The organism is Wenyingzhuangia sp. IMCC45533 (assembly GCF_054111225.1).
Genome location: NZ_CM134197.1, coordinates 2,288,606 through 2,304,128, shown reverse-complemented (window position 1 = coordinate 2,304,128; position 15,523 = coordinate 2,288,606). Strand labels below are relative to the sequence as shown.

General features: G+C 32.9%; 17 protein-coding genes. 7 read left to right on the top strand and 10 right to left on the bottom strand.

Annotated features, from left to right (window positions below):
- Window positions 1-175: 175 nt before the first annotated feature.
- Window positions 176-1,180: a DNA polymerase III subunit delta gene (holA, locus tag ACXGQW_RS10280; RefSeq protein WP_457822577.1), complete on the bottom strand. Its 1,005-nt coding sequence runs from the start codon at window positions 1,178-1,180 to the stop codon at window positions 176-178.
- Window positions 1,181-1,233: 53 nt separating this feature from the next.
- Here holA and ACXGQW_RS10275 point away from each other — a divergent pair, with 53 nt between their 5' ends.
- Genes ACXGQW_RS10275 through rluF form a run of 3 tightly spaced genes read left to right on the top strand, consistent with a single transcriptional unit; the run spans window position 1,234 to window position 3,398 of the window.
- A complete protein-coding gene (locus tag ACXGQW_RS10275) occupies window positions 1,234-1,680 on the top strand; it encodes a type I restriction enzyme HsdR N-terminal domain-containing protein (RefSeq protein ID WP_457822575.1) in 447 nt (148 codons plus the stop codon).
- Window positions 1,681-2,664, top strand: a complete 984-nt coding sequence (locus tag ACXGQW_RS10270; protein WP_457822573.1) for a glycosyltransferase family 2 protein — start codon at window positions 1,681-1,683, stop codon at window positions 2,662-2,664.
- A 5-nt stretch (window positions 2,665-2,669) separates the two neighbouring features.
- Window positions 2,670-3,398 (top strand): 23S rRNA pseudouridine(2604) synthase RluF, encoded by a 729-nt coding sequence (gene rluF / locus ACXGQW_RS10265; protein ID WP_457822572.1) that lies wholly within the window; start codon window positions 2,670-2,672, stop codon window positions 3,396-3,398.
- A gap of 46 nt (window positions 3,399-3,444) precedes the next feature.
- Here the strand turns inward: rluF and ACXGQW_RS10260 are convergent, their stop codons facing one another.
- From ACXGQW_RS10260 to ACXGQW_RS10245, 4 genes are all read right to left on the bottom strand, one after another.
- Entirely contained in the window at window positions 3,445-3,807 is a 363-nt protein-coding gene (locus ACXGQW_RS10260; RefSeq protein WP_457822570.1) for a DoxX family protein, read from the bottom strand.
- A gap of 243 nt (window positions 3,808-4,050) precedes the next feature.
- The gene (locus tag ACXGQW_RS10255; protein ID WP_457822568.1) at window positions 4,051-4,671 is read right to left on the bottom strand and encodes an L-threonylcarbamoyladenylate synthase; all 621 of its coding nucleotides are present in this window, start codon (window positions 4,669-4,671) and stop codon (window positions 4,051-4,053) included.
- A gap of 52 nt (window positions 4,672-4,723) precedes the next feature.
- Window positions 4,724-4,948, bottom strand: a complete 225-nt coding sequence (locus tag ACXGQW_RS10250) for a hypothetical protein (protein ID WP_457822566.1) — start codon at window positions 4,946-4,948, stop codon at window positions 4,724-4,726.
- Window positions 4,949-4,952: 4 nt separating this feature from the next.
- Window positions 4,953-6,311 carry an MATE family efflux transporter gene (locus tag ACXGQW_RS10245; protein ID WP_457822564.1) on the bottom strand — a complete coding sequence of 453 codons (1,359 nt, stop codon included), beginning with the start codon at window positions 6,309-6,311 and terminating at the stop codon, window positions 4,953-4,955.
- A 357-nt stretch (window positions 6,312-6,668) separates the two neighbouring features.
- Between ACXGQW_RS10245 and ACXGQW_RS10240 the strand changes: the two genes are divergently transcribed.
- Window positions 6,669-7,454 (top strand): SDR family NAD(P)-dependent oxidoreductase, encoded by a 786-nt coding sequence (locus ACXGQW_RS10240; RefSeq protein ID WP_457822562.1) that lies wholly within the window; start codon window positions 6,669-6,671, stop codon window positions 7,452-7,454.
- Here the strand turns inward: ACXGQW_RS10240 and ACXGQW_RS10235 are convergent.
- A complete protein-coding gene (locus ACXGQW_RS10235) occupies window positions 7,451-7,777 on the bottom strand; it encodes a tRNA-binding protein (protein WP_457822561.1) in 327 nt (108 codons plus the stop codon). The two genes, ACXGQW_RS10240 and ACXGQW_RS10235, sit on opposite strands and share 4 nt — an antisense overlap.
- A 1-nt stretch (window position 7,778) precedes the next feature.
- Window positions 7,779-9,296, bottom strand: coding sequence for an ABC transporter substrate-binding protein (locus tag ACXGQW_RS10230; RefSeq protein ID WP_457822559.1), 1,518 nt, complete (start codon window positions 9,294-9,296; stop codon window positions 7,779-7,781).
- A 195-nt stretch (window positions 9,297-9,491) separates the two neighbouring features.
- On the opposite strand from ACXGQW_RS10230, the gene mtaB reads away from it, so the two are divergent.
- The 3 genes from mtaB to ACXGQW_RS10215 are packed head-to-tail and all read left to right on the top strand — an operon-like array spanning window position 9,492 to window position 12,441.
- Window positions 9,492-10,853, top strand: coding sequence for a tRNA (N(6)-L-threonylcarbamoyladenosine(37)-C(2))-methylthiotransferase MtaB (mtaB, locus tag ACXGQW_RS10225; RefSeq protein ID WP_457822557.1), 1,362 nt, complete (start codon window positions 9,492-9,494; stop codon window positions 10,851-10,853).
- 6 nt (window positions 10,854-10,859) lie between these two features.
- Window positions 10,860-11,513, top strand: coding sequence for an alpha/beta hydrolase (locus tag ACXGQW_RS10220; RefSeq protein WP_457822555.1), 654 nt, complete (start codon window positions 10,860-10,862; stop codon window positions 11,511-11,513).
- A gap of 40 nt (window positions 11,514-11,553) precedes the next feature.
- Window positions 11,554-12,441 (top strand): lytic transglycosylase domain-containing protein, encoded by an 888-nt coding sequence (locus ACXGQW_RS10215; RefSeq protein WP_457822553.1) that lies wholly within the window; start codon window positions 11,554-11,556, stop codon window positions 12,439-12,441.
- Window positions 12,442-12,457: 16 nt separating this feature from the next.
- On the opposite strand, the gene ACXGQW_RS10210 is transcribed toward ACXGQW_RS10215, so the two are convergent.
- The 3 genes from ACXGQW_RS10210 to ACXGQW_RS10200 are packed head-to-tail and all read right to left on the bottom strand — an operon-like array spanning window position 12,458 to window position 15,511.
- On the bottom strand, window positions 12,458-12,931 hold the full coding sequence (locus ACXGQW_RS10210; RefSeq protein ID WP_457822551.1) for a DUF1456 family protein: 474 nt from the start codon (window positions 12,929-12,931) through the stop codon (window positions 12,458-12,460).
- Complete coding sequence (locus ACXGQW_RS10205; RefSeq protein WP_457822550.1) at window positions 12,928-13,875, bottom strand: NAD(P)H-dependent flavin oxidoreductase; 948 nt, start codon at window positions 13,873-13,875, stop codon at window positions 12,928-12,930. Before ACXGQW_RS10205 ends, ACXGQW_RS10210 begins: the two co-directional genes overlap by 4 nt.
- On the bottom strand, window positions 13,865-15,511 hold the full coding sequence (locus ACXGQW_RS10200) for a S8 family serine peptidase (RefSeq protein WP_457822548.1): 1,647 nt from the start codon (window positions 15,509-15,511) through the stop codon (window positions 13,865-13,867). Before ACXGQW_RS10200 ends, ACXGQW_RS10205 begins: the two co-directional genes overlap by 11 nt.
- Between the last annotated feature and the right edge of the window lie 12 nt (window positions 15,512-15,523).

The following is a 15,523-nucleotide window of genomic DNA, read 5'->3' as shown; positions in this document are numbered from 1 at the left end:
TTATGAATGGTACTCACGAATAAAACAGCAACAATATATAAAAGTATTTCTAATAGTTATTTATCAAAGACACATTTATCTACATCATATGAGTTTTGCTCGGTTTGTGAATTGAGATTTTGAAAATTGCTATGTGGCACTTAATTCTCTATTAAAATGTTTTACAGATGGCTTGTTAATGTAAAATTTTAAACAATAGCTCTTTTAACAAATCACCATCTGAAGTATTGGAGGCTCCTACTCCTTTACTCTTAACATCTGCCTCTCTTAACAAAGTAATAATTTGTGAGACTTTACGCATCGGATAATTTTTTCCGGCAATTACGTAATCTTCAACAAAATATAGATTAACTCTCAATGCTCTCGCTACACTTGTTTTAGATTTGTCTTTTAATCCGTGATACATTAACAGTTGTGTAAAGTAACTATTGATTAAAGAGATGGTCATCACTAACGGATTGTTTTTAGGATTTTCAGAAAAATAATTGATTATTTGATTGCATTTAACTACCTCTTTTTTTCCAATCGCTTTACGCAGTTCAAAAACATTATAATCTTTACTAATTCCAATATTTTCTTCTATGTGCTTGGGGGTAATTTTAGTTTCTTTAGGCAATATCAGCATTAGTTTGTCTAACTCATTACTAATTTTACTTAAATCGGTTCCTAGAAACTCTACGAGCATTTGAGATGCTTTGGGGTCTATTTGATATTTCTTTCCTTTTAGAACTCCTGCAATCCAGTCTCCTACTTGATTTTCGTACAACTTTTTAGATTCAAAAACCACTCCCGATTTAGCAATGGTTTTAATCAATTTTTTTCTTTTGTCTAATGTTTTGTATTTGTAACACAGTACAAGTATTGTACTTTCCAACGGTTTTTCAGCATAGCTAACCAAATTTTCTATGGTTCTGGATAAATCTTGGGCTTCTTTAACAACAATTACTGTTTTTTCTGCCATCATAGGATAGCGTTTGGCTACTCCTACAATTTCATCAATAGTGGTATCTCTACCATACAGAATTGTTTGATTAAATCCTTTTTCATCCTCTGTTAAAATTTGGTTTTCAATAAACTCAGAAATCTTATCAATATAATAAGGTTCTTCTCCCATTAAAAAATAAATAGGTTTGGTATTTCCGCTTTTAATATCAGTAACCAATTGTTTTACCTCTACCATAATTCAAATAAAATTGTCTGTAATTAGATAAGAAAGAATACTTATTTTTGGATATGCAAAAATTAAACTTACCCAAGGTTGATCTCAAATTCAAAAGTAAAGAAAATAAGCTGTTTATTTTTGATGACTTTAGAAAAAAGGATATTCTTTTAACACCAGAAGAGTGGGTAAGACAACATTTTGCCTACTATCTTATCCGTAAAAAAAATTACCCCAAGTCTTTAACCGTTTTAGAAAAAGAATTAATGCTAAACAACGTTAAAAAAAGAACGGATATTTTAATATATAATACCCAAGGGACTCCAGAGATTATAGTAGAATGTAAAGCGATGAGCGTAAACATCACACAAAAAGTGTTCGACCAAATTGCTCGATATAATTTAAAATTAAAAGCCAACTATTTAATTGTAACAAACGGTTTAGAGCATTACTTTTGCCAAATGGATTTTACCAACCAACGCTATGTGTTTTTAAAAGACATCCCTAATTACAAAAGTTAAATGAAGATTGCCTTAGTTATATTAAACTGGAACGGTAAAGAACTCTTAAAACAATTTCTGCCTAGTATTGTAAATTATAGTAACGGAGCTACTATTTATGTAGTTGATAATGCTTCTGATGATGATTCCGTAGAGTTTTTAAATAAGCACTATCCTCAAATCCAAATCATATCGCACCCAAAAAATTATGGTTATGCACAAGGATACAACTTGGCTCTACAACAAATTAATGCTGATGTTTATGGATTGATTAACTCTGATGTTGAAGTTACAGAAGGTTGGCTAACGGCTATCTATGATTTTTATCGCCTGAATACTAAGGCTAGTGTTGTTCAACCAACTATTTTAGATTTTAGGAACAAAGATTTTTTTGAATATGCTGGTGCTGCTGGTGGTTTTTTGGATAAATATGGATATGCATTTTGCAGGGGTAGAATTTTTAACACCATTGAGAAAAACTCGGAACAATATTCATCCACCAATATTACCTGGGCTTCTGGTGCTTGCTTATTTATAAAGGCTAGCGATTTTAAAGATTTAAACGGCTTTGACGAAGATTTTTTTGCTCACTACGAGGAAATTGATTTGTGCTGGAGAGCTAAAAACAAGGGGTTAGCTGTAAATTATTTGGCAGAAAGTAAAGTCTATCATGTAGGTGGGGCTACTTTAAAAAACTCTAACCCATTTAAGACCTATTTAAACTTTAGAAATTCTTTATTTACGTTAGTTAAAAATCTACCTAAAAAACAACTATTCTCCGTAATATTCATTAGAATGATACTAGATGGAATCGCTGGATTTAGATTTTTATTTTTGGGACAACCCAAACATTTTATCAGCATTTTAAAAGCACATGCTTCATTTTATGCCCACTTTAACAAAATGTATCAAAAACGTTCTAAACATCAAGTAACCGATTATTATCATCAGAAAAGTGTTGTTTGGAGCTATTTTATTAAAAAACAACAGACCTTTAATTTATAAACGCAATGTCACAAGAATTAAAAAGGATTAATAAATACTTAAGCGAAATAGGATATTGTTCTAGGAGGGCTGCCGATAAATTAATTGACGAGGGTAGAGTTACTATTAATGGTACAGTTCCAGAAATGGGAACCAAAATAGCTACTGATGATGAAGTAAGAGTTGATGGAAAATTAGTATCTACTCCTACAGAAGCGCATACTTATATTGCTTTTAACAAACCTGTAGGGATTGTATGTACTACAGATCAACAAAGGGAAAGAAACAATATAATTGATTATATAAAACACCCTAAACGTATTTTTCCGATTGGTAGATTAGACAAACCTAGTGAAGGATTGATATTTTTAACCAGTGATGGAGATATTGTAAATAAAATTCTACGTGCCAAAAACAACCATCAAAAAGAATATTTGGTAAGGGTTGACAGACCTATTACAGATGTTTTTATCAAAAAAATGGGTGATGGAATTCCTATTTTAGGAACTATTACCAAAAAATGTAAAGTTGAAAAAGTGAATAGCTACGAATTTAAAATTACACTTACTCAAGGTTTAAACAGACAAATCCGTAGAATGTGTGAGTATTTAGATTATGATGTTAAAAAACTAAAAAGAATTAGAATCATGAATATCTTTTTAGATATTCCGGTAGGTCAATGGAGAGATTTGACGAAAGCAGAACTAAAAGAATTAAATAAACTTACTGCAGATTCTACCAAACACTTTGAATAAAAACAGAAACAGCTCCGTGGAGCTGTTTCTGTTTGTACTCTATTTACTAACAAGTCCCATACAACTTCTTATCATATATCCAAGAAACAGTAGTTGCTAGTATGGCTACGACCGCTGCCATGGCTTCTCCATCACCTACAATTAGATGTGCCGATAGTGCTAAAACAGCATCAAACAAAAAACCGGCATAGGCCAACTCTTTTAAAAACTTGCTTTTCTTGGTTAAGATGGCTACCAATCCAAGAATTTTTAAAATAGCCAATGGATAAATGAGCCAAGTTGGGAAACCTAAATTCACAAAGAACCCACTTGCTCTTTCATAAGCAAACAAATACATGCAGGCAGAAAAGGTAAATACTAAGGTTAAAAAACCTGTTGCTATCCAATAAATAATTTTGTCTTTTTTCATTTTGATGTTGATCTAATTGATTTTTGGATTAGTGCGAATTACTTTGGTTTGTTTACAAAAAACTTCACTAATTCCATATTCTTAAAAAAAAGCCTACTGATTTGAGTAGAATTCTTTTAAGCGTATTGTTTGAGATCAGTTAAAAAAACAGTTTCAGTATTTTTTATTTTATACTGATTTTTAAGTCAACATCTGCAAATAGAGAATCAAAAAAAAAAAAGGAAGTCCTCTCGCTTCCTTTTTTTAAAGTATGTTTAAACTCCCTTTACCTTCTCTTATAATTTCAGGTATTTCATCACTCAAATCTATCACTGTTGAGGCTATGTTATCTCCATAACCGCCATCCACAACTATATCTACAATACTGTCCCATTTCTCGTAGATTAATTCAGGATCTGTTGTGTATTCTATCACCTCATCATCATCTTTAATGGAAGTGGAAACTATCGGATTTCCTAACATCTCAACAATACTTCGAGTAATGTTATTATCAGGAACACGAATTCCTACCGTTTTTCGTTTCTTAAACCCCTTTGGTAAATTGTGAATCGCAGGCAATACAAAAGTATATGGACCCGGCAGAGCTCTCTTTAAAATTTTGAAAGTGCTTGTATTAATAGGTTTTACGTAGTCTGACAAGTGACTTAAATCATTACACACAAAAGAAAAAGTATTCTTTTCTAGTTTAATTCCCTTTATTTTGGCAATTTTTTCCATTGCCTTAGTATTGGTAATATCGCAACCTAAAGCATACACCGTATCCGACGGATAGATGATAATCCCTCCGTTTTTAAGCACGTTAACTACTTCAAGAATTTCTCTCTCGTTAGGATTTTCTGGATATATTTTAACTAAATCTGCCATGTTTTTCTAAAGTGTTGATATGAGAAACTTAATGAAACAAAAAATGATTGTATTACGAATATTTTTCCATTTCTGTATCGTAAAATGCAGAAGCATCTTCAATATACTCAGCTACTTGAACTGAAAGTTCTTCTTCGTCGGCTCCGATTAAATCATCCCACATTTCAATCTCATCATCTTTTAAGTTGATAATAAATCTTGGAAACTCAGTATGAATCACAAAAATATCTTCTTCATTGTTTGTGTTATCGGCTAATAAAAATCTTGGTAGTTCCATCTTTTTAATTGTTGTTATTTTCCGACAAAAGTAGTGTTTTTGTCAAATGATTAAATCTAAGATATAGCAATAATGAAGAAAAGGTCAAACCAATTAACAAACCTATCCATATACCTATAGTTCCCAAGCTTGTTTTTAATCCCAAATAATAGCAAATAGGAAAACCTATGACCCAATAGGAAACAAATACCAAACGCATAGGCACTAGCATATCTTGTAAACCTCTTAAAGCTCCCAAAACAACCACTTGTAACCCATCAGAAATTTGAAACAAAGCAGAAATAATTAATAAATTCGAAGCTATGTGAATTACGTTTGTATCCTCAATATATATCTGTGGTAAATAATTTTTAAATACTAAGAAAAATACCCCAAAGACAGAAGAAATCATCACCATTTGCAACATGGTTGCCTGTGAAATTCTTTTCAAATTGTAATAATCTTTCAATCCTTTTTGATTTCCTACTCTAATAGTTGCCGTTACCCCCATTCCTGTAGCAATCATAAAAGTCATGGTAGAAATATTTAATGCTATTTGGTTGGCGGCTTGCTCATTAGTTCCTAAAGCTCCTGATAGTATAACTCCTGAGGCAAAAACACCAATCTCAAAAAACATTTGCAGTGCTGTTGGATATCCCAGCTTTAACATCCTTACTACTCTTTGTTTTTCTAGTTTAAACCACATTATTGGCATTTGATAATTATCAAACTCCTTTCTATTTTTGATAAAATATAACAATATAAAAATCATAAGAAATCTAGAAACTAAAGTTCCTATAGCTGCCCCCTGAATTCCCATTTCTGGAGCACCAAACTTACCGTAAATAAATAGGTAATTAAGAATGATATTGATTGTATTTGAACCTAAAATAGCAATCATCGCATATTTGGTTTGACTCAACCCGTCTGTAAATTGTTTAATGGCTTGAAAGATTAACAATGGTATCATAGAAAAAGCTAATATTCTATAATAAGGAATAGCCAATAGAACTACTTCTTTGGGCTGTTCCATCATATGCAAAATAGGCTCTAAAAACAATAGGGCAAGTGTGATAAAGAATCCAAAAATGGTTAAAATAATCAATCCGTGTTGGTAGTTTTGCTTTCCTTCTTTATAGTTTTTAGCACCATCTGCTTCTGCTATTAACGGAGTGATGGCAAAAGAAAAACCGACTCCTAGCCCCATCATGATAAAAAAGATTGAATTGGCTAACGATACCGCTGCCAGAGAAGGAGCTCCCAATTCTCCTACCATAATATTATCTGCAAACCCTACCAATACATGACCTAACTGACCTAACATTACAGGCACAGCTAAGGATATATTGGTTTTAAACTCAGATGTATACTTTTTCCAATTCATGAACAGTGATAAAAATCGGTGCGAAGATACAAACTTAGCTACTCCTATAAATTTATTTTCTTTTGTTTTAACAAGTTGATGTCATTCTAAGTTTCTTATCAAATTAATACTCCTTTTTTCGAATTGAACAACTGAAGTTTGATGGAGTAACTCAATTCCTATGCATTACAATTTTAAATAGCTTTTATAGCAACTGATCACAGAAAATTAATTTAGAAACAACTAAATAAAACGAGTACAAAATCTCACTAATCTTCTTCAATACCATCCTATTTTATTAATTCAAACACACATCAGATATTCTCTTCCACTAAAAAATTTATATATTTATTTATTAAACAAAGAGGATACAATTTTATGAAAACAGCCTTAATTACTGGAGCTACCAGCGGAATTGGTAAAGAACTAGCCTACATACATGCTAAGAGAAAAGGTAATTTAGTATTGGTGGCCAGAAGATATAACTTGCTACACAAAATAAAACTGGATATAGAAAAGAAATATAAAGTAACTGTTTTTATCATCCAAAAAGACCTTACTGACGCTACCGCTGCTAAAGAAGTTTACAATGAACTTAACGTTATTGGCGTTAAAGTAGACTACTTAATCAACAACGCTGGTTTTGGGGGTATAGGTAAATTTTACGAAAGGCAACTTGAGGACGAATTAAACATGATTCAGCTCAACATTACTGCCTTAACCTCTTTAACTCATATCTATTTAAAAGAATTTATTGAAAAAGAAGAAGGAAAAATATTGAATGTTTCTTCTACGGCAAGTCTTATTTCTGGACCTATGCAAGCCGTTTACTTTGCTACCAAAGCCTATGTAACCTCTTTTAGCAATGCGCTATGGCAAGAATTAAAAGACACAAACATTACAGTAACTAATTTAATGCCAGGTGCTACCGAAACCGACTTTGGTAAAATTTCTGGAATGGATAAAACTAGTTTATTTGACGACACAGCTTCTCCAAAAACTGTCGCTTTGGCGGGATACAACGCAATGATGAAAGGTAAGTTAAACGTGATGGCAGGATTGACATTTTCACAAAAAATATTACTAAAATTATCATCTATCATCCCAACTAAAACGGCATTAAAAATGGTATACGATATGCAGCAAGTTAAAAAAGAAGATTAAGCTATTTTAGCTCCATTCTTTACGTTTTTATCTGAGGATAATAATGTAACCTCTTTTCCATCCAAACTTCCTAACACCAAACATTCACTCATTATATGTGCTATTTGTTTAGGAGGAAAGTTGACGACAGCCACGACTTGCTTACCTATTAACTCGGTAGGTTGATACAGATCTGTAATTTGTGCAGATGTCTTTTTAACGCCCAATTCTCCAAAATCAATTTTCATTAGGTACGATGGGTTGATAGCCCCTTTAAAAACCTCGGCACTCAAAACTGTACCTATTCTCATATCTATTTTAGCAAAATCATTCCATTTAATCATATTACTCTGTTTTATAAACTCTTTTTAATTCTAACAAATTAGTTGGATTGGTTGTTAAACCTTTTACGTTTTTATGTTTAAATCTAACAATCTCGTCATAAAATAAAGGAGCTACAGGAACATCGCTCATAATGATACTGTCCATTTTTTTGTATAGTTTGGTGCGTTCATCTCTGTTAGTTAAAGACAACGATGCTTCGTAAAGTTGATCGAAATAAGGATTGCTATAGTGTGTATAGTTTGGGCCTTGAGGAGAAAAATTTTTACTATAGAACAGAGATAGAAAATTTTCTGCATCCGGATAATCAGCAATCCACCCAACTCTAAACGTAGGTAATTTACCATTAGCTTTTAGTTGTCTGTATGATGGTGTTGGCATTATATTTAGTTCTATTGTTAAACCTATTCCCTGTAATTCTCTTTGAACAAATTCAAACAAATCTGTATAGCCAGAAGTAGTTCCTATCCTTATTTTAGGATTTAAATCCCCTGTTTCTTTTTTATAATCGTCTATGTGTTTTTTTGCCTTTACAGGATCATACAAACCTAACTCTGTCTTAAAATGAGATGGTAAACCTTTAGGTATGAAACCTGTGGCTGGTGTACCTATATTATTCCTTAAATATTTTAGCATTTTAGTCCTATCAAACCCAATATTAATAGCCTTTCTTATACTCGGATGACTATCTATAGTCTTACTATCCATTAAAAAAGCAATAAATTCAGTAATCAAATAAGGTGCTTTATCCATCAATATGTTTCCTTTATATTTCGGTAAAAGCTCACCTGAAGATAATAATAATTCATCTTTATAGGAAGTGTGTAAGTCATATAAAACATCTGACTTCCCCTGAATAAATTGTAAAAATTCTGTCTGCTTATCCGCAAAAAAAGTAATAGCTATAGCTTCTAGATAGGGTAATTTCTTTCCGTTGTTGTCTCTCTCAAAATACATAGGATTTTTACGTAACACCAATTTGGTATTCTCTACCCATAATTTAAACTGAAAAGGTCCTGTACCCACTGGATTAGACCTAAAATCAGTACCATAATATTCAACAGCCTCTTTAGGAACAACAGAACAATATTGCATTGTTAACAATCCTAAAAAAGGAGGAAATGGTTTTTTCAATTCTATTCTAAAAACAGAATCGTTTACTGCATCAAATTTTTTTACATTATCTAACACCCATTTCCCTGGAGATGCTACCATAGGGTCTGTCAATCTATCTAGACTGTATTCAACATCATGAGCATTAACTATTCGTGTACTATTTTTTCCAAAAGCCCTGTTTTTATGAAAATAAACATCATTTCTTAATGTAAATTCATACATTTTATTATCCTCAGAAATAGTCCATTTTTTGGCTATACTTGGCACTACATTTAAATTATCATCAAAGGTTACCAAACTATTAAACAATTGATTTGTTGCCCAATAATTAGGCTCATTATTTGAAAAAGCAGGATCTAATGTGGTTATATTGTCTTTTTCGTTATACCTAAATACTTGCGACAAATTATATGAACTAGTCTGTTTTTTGCAAGCTATTAGCAACAAGCACAAACACAGAAAACTTATTGTTTTTTTTATCATGGGGTTAATATACTATTAATGAAACCATTACACATCTATCCGCACAAAAAACAACAACATCTAAACAAATAGATGTAGTCAAAAAAACTTATCTTTGTACTCCGTAAATCTACAAGAATGAGTGCGCAAAAAAAAGTAGCTTTTTATACATTAGGGTGTAAACTTAATTTTTCTGAAACTTCTACCATTGCCAGAAGCTTTACTGATGAAGGTTTTTCTAGAGTTGACTTTGAGGAAAAGGCTGATATTTATGTAATTAACACTTGTTCTGTTACAGATAATGCTGACAAAAGATTTAAATCCATTGTTAAAAATGCATTGAAAAAAAATGAAAATGCCTTTCTAATTGCCGTAGGTTGTTACGCACAATTAAAGCCAGAAGAATTAGCTGCTGTGGATGGAGTTGATCTGGTTTTAGGTGCTACTGAAAAATTTAAGGTGACAGATTATATTAATGATTTGTCTAAGAACGATTTAGGAGAAGTACATTCCTGTGAAATTGAAGATGCTGATTTTTATGTCGGTTCTTATTCTTTTGGAGATAGAACTAGGGCTTTTTTAAAAGTACAGGACGGTTGCGATTACAAATGTACTTATTGTACCATCCCTTTAGCTAGAGGTATTTCTAGAAGTGATACTTTAGAAAATGTCTTAAAAAATGCCAAAGAAATTTCTGAGAAAAACATTAAAGAGATTGTTTTAACTGGGGTTAATATTGGTGATTATGGTAAAGGGGAGTTTGGGAACAAAAAACACGAACATACTTTTTACGAATTAGTACAAGCTTTGGATAAAGTTGAAGGAATTCACAGATTGAGAATTTCTTCTATAGAGCCCAACTTGTTAAAGGACGAAACCATACAATTTGTAAGTAGCTCTAACAGCTTTGTTCCTCATTTTCATATTCCACTACAAAGCGGAAGCGACGAAATTTTAAAGAAAATGAAACGTCGTTACATGACCGATTTGTACATTAATAGAGTGAACCATATCAAACAAGCAATGCCCAACGCTTGTATTGGTGTTGATGTGATTGTCGGTTTTCCAGGGGAGACTGATGAGCTTTTCTTAGAAACTTATAAGTTTTTAAGCGAACTAAACATTTCTTACCTACACGTATTCACTTACTCTGAAAGAGACAATACCGAAGCGGCTGCAATGACTGGTGTTGTTCCAAAAAATGTAAGAGCCAAACGAAGTAAAATGTTACGCGGTTTATCTGTTAAAAAAAGGAGGGCTTTTTATGAAAGTCAACTAGGAACGAGTCATGCGGTATTGTTTGAAAACGAAAATAAAGAAGGATACATACATGGATTCACAGAAAATTATGTGAAAGTTAAAACTCCTTGGAATCCCGAATTGGTCAATCAATTACACGAAGTCGTATTAACCGAAATTGATGAAGACGGTGCTGTCCGTTTTAATTGGATACATGCCGACCCTCAAAAAAACGTAAATTTGAGTGAATTGATATCGTAAACTCATTTGAAAAAACATCTTTACTTAATTCCAGGTATGTCTGCCAGTTCAAAAATATTTGAACGATTGCGTTTTCCTGAAGAAGAATTTAAAGTTCACTTGCTAGAATGGCAAATGCCTTTGAGTAAAACTGAATCTATAGACAGTTATATCAACCGTCAGAAAAATAGAATTGAACATCCCAAACCTATTTTTATAGGAGTTTCTTTTGGAGGTATTATTGCTCAAGAATTGGCACAGATTTTTGATAATTCTCAAGTGATTATTATATCGAGTATCAAACATCCAGACGAATTAAGTCCTTTTTTAACGTTTATCAAAAAAAACAAACTTTATAAACTATATCCACTAAGCTTCATTTTTCTATTGGAGAAGATATTCCTTCTTGTTGGTTCTAAGAAAATGAAAAAAAACATTAAAACTTACAGAATCTATTTACCTGTGAGAGATAAAATTTATATCAAGTGGGCTATCAGTACTTTTTTGAATTGGACGAACAAAAATTCATTGCTTAACACAACACATATACACGGCGATAAGGATTTTGTTTTACCTGTCAAATATTTAAAACCGAAAGTGATTCAAATCAATGGTACTCATGCAATCATTCTATCTAAAGCATCTATAATAAAAGCTAAGATACTCGAGGCTATGGCTTGATTGTTGTATTTTTGTAATTGCCTTTAAATGCCGATCACTTATGAACAAAAGCCACTCAATAATAATAACAACCTTAGCGTTGTTAATTACCATTCCTTTTTTAATCAACTCAACTCCTAGCACAAAAAAAACAGGAGAGACCTACGTAATTAAAGCTATCAAAACTCCGGATGGATTGAGTTTCGCTAACGAGGCAATCCCTTTACACGTAACAGATGTTAAAGAGAGATTAGATAGAGAATTTTTGGTAAATACTTACTGGCAATCTAACGGTTTGTTATTGATTAAAAGAGCTAGCAAATTTTTTCCTACCATAGAGCCTATTTTAAAAAAACACAGCATTCCTAACGACTTTAAATATTTAGCTGTTATAGAAAGTGGATTACAAAACGTTACTTCTCCTGCTGGAGCCAAAGGATTTTGGCAATTGATGCCTCAGACTGCTAAAGAATATGGTTTGGAAGTAAACAGTAATGTAGATGAGCGATATCATTTAGAACTCGCGACGGAGGCTGCTTGCAAGTATTTGCAGACTGCTAAGGAAGAATTTGGTAGCTGGACAGCTGCTGCTGCCTCTTACAACATTGGAATTTCTGGATTCAGTAAGAGACTAAACGAACAGAAAGTAAATTCTTATTACGACGTCCTATTACCTGATGAAACCGCAAGATACCTCCCTAGAATTATAGCTATCAAAACCATTTTGAGCAAGCCTTTTGATTACGGTTTTGTTTATGAGCAAGAAGACTTATACAAGATGCCTAATTTTAAAATCATCGAATTAAATAGTCCTATCAGTGATATTGCAGAATTTGCTATTCAGCACGGTACAAATTACAAGGAATTAAAAATTCTGAATCCTTGGCTCAGAGAAAATAAGCTGAACAATAGATCAAGAAAGTTGTATCGTATTAAAATTCCTTTATAAAATCAAAAAGCCAAAACTAGTTAGTTTTGGCTTTTTGATTTTTAAGATAAAGACCATTTAAAAAATTTCTGAGTACTTGATCTTGACAATTTTTATAATGATGATGTCCCGGTTTTCTAAAGAAGGCTGATAATTCTGATTTACCAAAATTTAATCCTGCTAATTTTAACAATGCCAATATATCTGTGTCTTTTAAATTCAGAGCAATTCTCAATTTTCTAAAGACAATGTTGTTATTTAACTCTTTTTCGGCTACTGGAATTTGCCCTTCTTTTTTACCTCTGTAATCGATAATCATTCCATTCAAAAAGTTGGCAAAAACCTCGTCCTCTAAAGATAAATTCTCTTTTTCTTCCGTGTCCTTCTCCAGCCATTTAGATATTTGTTCTCTTTCTACCTTTATGTTTACATGGTTAAAGAAAATTATTATTTTTTCTGGATTATAATTAAAAGCATATTTCAATCTTCTAAAAACGTCATTATTTGTCATCCTTTTCCCTTTATTTGTAGTTTGACGGTATTGTATTCGTCAATCATATTTTTCATTATTTCTGATACAGAATTTACGCTATCTATCAAGCCCGCTATCTGCCCTATCTCTATTTTTCCATCCTCAACCTCACCTTCAAAAATACCTGTTTTGAGTTTGGCTTTATCATAAAAAGACTGTAAATCTTCTTTAGAAGGACAAGTTTTGTACAATTCCAACAACCTTTTAAAATAGTTGTTTTTTACAATCCTTACGGGGGCTAGTTCCTTAAAAGTTAATTGAGTCGCTCCATCATCCAACTCAGTAATTAATTTTTTATAATTAATATGGGCAGATGATTCTTGGCTCACAGCAAATCTGCTCCCTATTTGGACTCCATCGGCTCCTAAGACTTCCGCAGCCAAAATTCCTCTTCCGCTAGCAATACCTCCTGCTGCTATTAACGGAATGGTTATTTTTTGTTGAATCATTGGAATTAGAGCAAAGGTGGTTGTCTCTTCCCTACCATTATGTCCTCCTGCTTCAAATCCCTCAGCAACAATGGCATCTACCCCAGCTTGTTCTGCTTTTAAGGCAAACTTAATACTACTGACTACATGCACTACTTTAATTCCTTTAGCCTGTAATTTTGCTGTCCACAAACTAGGATTTCCGGCAGAAGTAAAAACTATTTTCACCCCTTCATCCATCACTATCTGCATCAATTCTTCGATATTCGGATACATCAAAGGAATGTTTACCCCAAAAGGTTTATCTGTAGCCTTTTTACATTTTTGCACATGCTCTCTAAATACATTTGGATACATAGAACCTGCTCCTATTAACCCCAAACCTCCGTTGTTACTAACTGCTGCTGCCAATTTATAACCACTCACCCAAACCATTCCTCCTTGAATAATAGCGTATTTTATTCCAAATAATTCAGTAATTCTATTATTCTGCATCTATCCCCTTGTACAAGTGTTTGACTTGATTTTTACCTGCATAAGCGTATTTGATGAAATAAATACCCTTTGCTAATTGTGATATGTTTATGCTCTTGTTAGCTGAGCTAATACTAGCTTCCGCAATTAAATTTCCTAAAGATGAAAATATTTGAACCTCTATATTACTTGTCAGGTTTTGTGGTAACACAAATTCTATGCGATTGACATATTGAACAAATTCAACTTTTCTACTTTCCGAATTGATATTATCATTAGACAAATTAGCCAATAGAGGCTGTACGCGCAAAATACCGTATCCTCCTTGAGAAGTAGGACTTAAATAGTCTTCTGAATTTTCGATGATCATATTGCGAATTTCCAAACTTGTTTTGTTGGGGTAAGCTTGCCACAAGCAAGCCGATACTCCAGCAATAATGGGTCCTGAAAAAGAGGTTCCATTGGAAGTTCTCACCACGTTATTTTCATCAACAACATAAACACTACCACCCTGAGCTAGTGTTTCAGGTTTTATTCTATCATCATTTGAAGGACCAAACGATGAGAAAGATGTTATTGTTTCATTTGCATTGACAGCCCCTACGGTGATAATATCTTTCGCATCTGCTGGGGCCGTAATGTACTTCCAAGCGCTATTTCCTGAATTTCCAGCTGAATTCACTACGACCATTCCTTTTTGAGCTGCAATATGAGCTCCTCTTGTTATAAAAGTAGTTTTCCCATCCATATCCGCGTAAGTATAATCATATTTGCTATCATCAAATTGATTATAACCTAGCGATGTATTAATAATATCTACCCCTAAACTATCTGCTTTTTCCGCTGCTTGTACCCACAAACTTTCTTCTAGTGGACTTTCGTTATTTACATCTTCGGTAATAAACAAATAAAAGCTTGCCTTGGGTGAAGTTCCTACAAATTCATTTTGTTTGATGGCAGCCATAGTTGATAACACTTGCGTTCCATGAGTGGAGCCTGTATTTGTGTAAAAGTCACTAGATTGACTCACATAATCGTATCCTCCAAGAACTTCTCCGTTCACCTTATCTCCGTCTACTAAATGATTAAAAGATTCTGCACTGTTTACCCCAAAAAAACCAGCATCCATTACTGCTATTTCTACCCCCTCTCCATTAAAACCTTCTCGATGAAAAGCATCTACACCAATCATTGTGGTTTGGTTAGCAGCATCTCCATAATTGTAAACTATAGTTGATTTTAATTGGTGGGTTTTAGATATTTTCTTTGCAGACTTTGAAATCGTCGGAACCGAATTATGTATACTTTTATTGGCAAATTCTATATGATCTACAAAAGATAAACTCGTCAAATTATTGATGTTCGATTGGCTTCCTATTACGTGTAAAGCATTTAACCATTTAGATCTTGCTTTAATGGTAATTCCTTGACTAGAAGAAATTTGAACTACATAATCTGGGCATAAAGGAACATCTTGTTCATTGACCGAAATTCCTTGTTTCGTTCTTCGTTCTAGAGCTTTTTGAGTTAGCATCAAATGCGGTGCGCTAAAAAATGATGGAGCATCTGGTTTGTCTTTAAAAAACACCCAAGCATGCTCTTGTGCACTTACAAGGTTTGTAAGTGTTAGTATTACTAAAGTCAAGTAAATTTTCATGGTGATGCTTTT

Bases quoted from the DNA above. Each gene is read 5' to 3' on its own strand.
- holA (WP_457822577.1), bottom strand. From the start codon at position 1,180: ATGGTAGAGGTAAAACAATTGGTTACTGATATTAAAAGCGGAAATACC.
- ACXGQW_RS10275 (WP_457822575.1), top strand. From the start codon at position 1,234: ATGCAAAAATTAAACTTACCCAAGGTTGATCTCAAATTCAAAAGTAAA.
- ACXGQW_RS10270 (WP_457822573.1), top strand. From the start codon at position 1,681: ATGAAGATTGCCTTAGTTATATTAAACTGGAACGGTAAAGAACTCTTA.
- rluF (WP_457822572.1), top strand. From the start codon at position 2,670: ATGTCACAAGAATTAAAAAGGATTAATAAATACTTAAGCGAAATAGGA.
- ACXGQW_RS10260 (WP_457822570.1), bottom strand. From the start codon at position 3,807: ATGAAAAAAGACAAAATTATTTATTGGATAGCAACAGGTTTTTTAACC.
- ACXGQW_RS10255 (WP_457822568.1), bottom strand. From the start codon at position 4,671: ATGGCAGATTTAGTTAAAATATATCCAGAAAATCCTAACGAGAGAGAA.
- ACXGQW_RS10250 (WP_457822566.1), bottom strand. From the start codon at position 4,948: ATGGAACTACCAAGATTTTTATTAGCCGATAACACAAACAATGAAGAA.
- ACXGQW_RS10245 (WP_457822564.1), bottom strand. From the start codon at position 6,311: ATGAATTGGAAAAAGTATACATCTGAGTTTAAAACCAATATATCCTTA.
- ACXGQW_RS10240 (WP_457822562.1), top strand. From the start codon at position 6,669: ATGAAAACAGCCTTAATTACTGGAGCTACCAGCGGAATTGGTAAAGAA.
- ACXGQW_RS10235 (WP_457822561.1), bottom strand. From the start codon at position 7,777: ATGATTAAATGGAATGATTTTGCTAAAATAGATATGAGAATAGGTACA.
- mtaB (WP_457822557.1), top strand. From the start codon at position 9,492: ATGAGTGCGCAAAAAAAAGTAGCTTTTTATACATTAGGGTGTAAACTT.
- ACXGQW_RS10215 (WP_457822553.1), top strand. From the start codon at position 11,554: ATGAACAAAAGCCACTCAATAATAATAACAACCTTAGCGTTGTTAATT.
- ACXGQW_RS10210 (WP_457822551.1), bottom strand. From the start codon at position 12,931: ATGACAAATAATGACGTTTTTAGAAGATTGAAATATGCTTTTAATTAT.
- ACXGQW_RS10205 (WP_457822550.1), bottom strand. From the start codon at position 13,875: ATGCAGAATAATAGAATTACTGAATTATTTGGAATAAAATACGCTATT.
- ACXGQW_RS10200 (WP_457822548.1), bottom strand. From the start codon at position 15,511: ATGAAAATTTACTTGACTTTAGTAATACTAACACTTACAAACCTTGTA.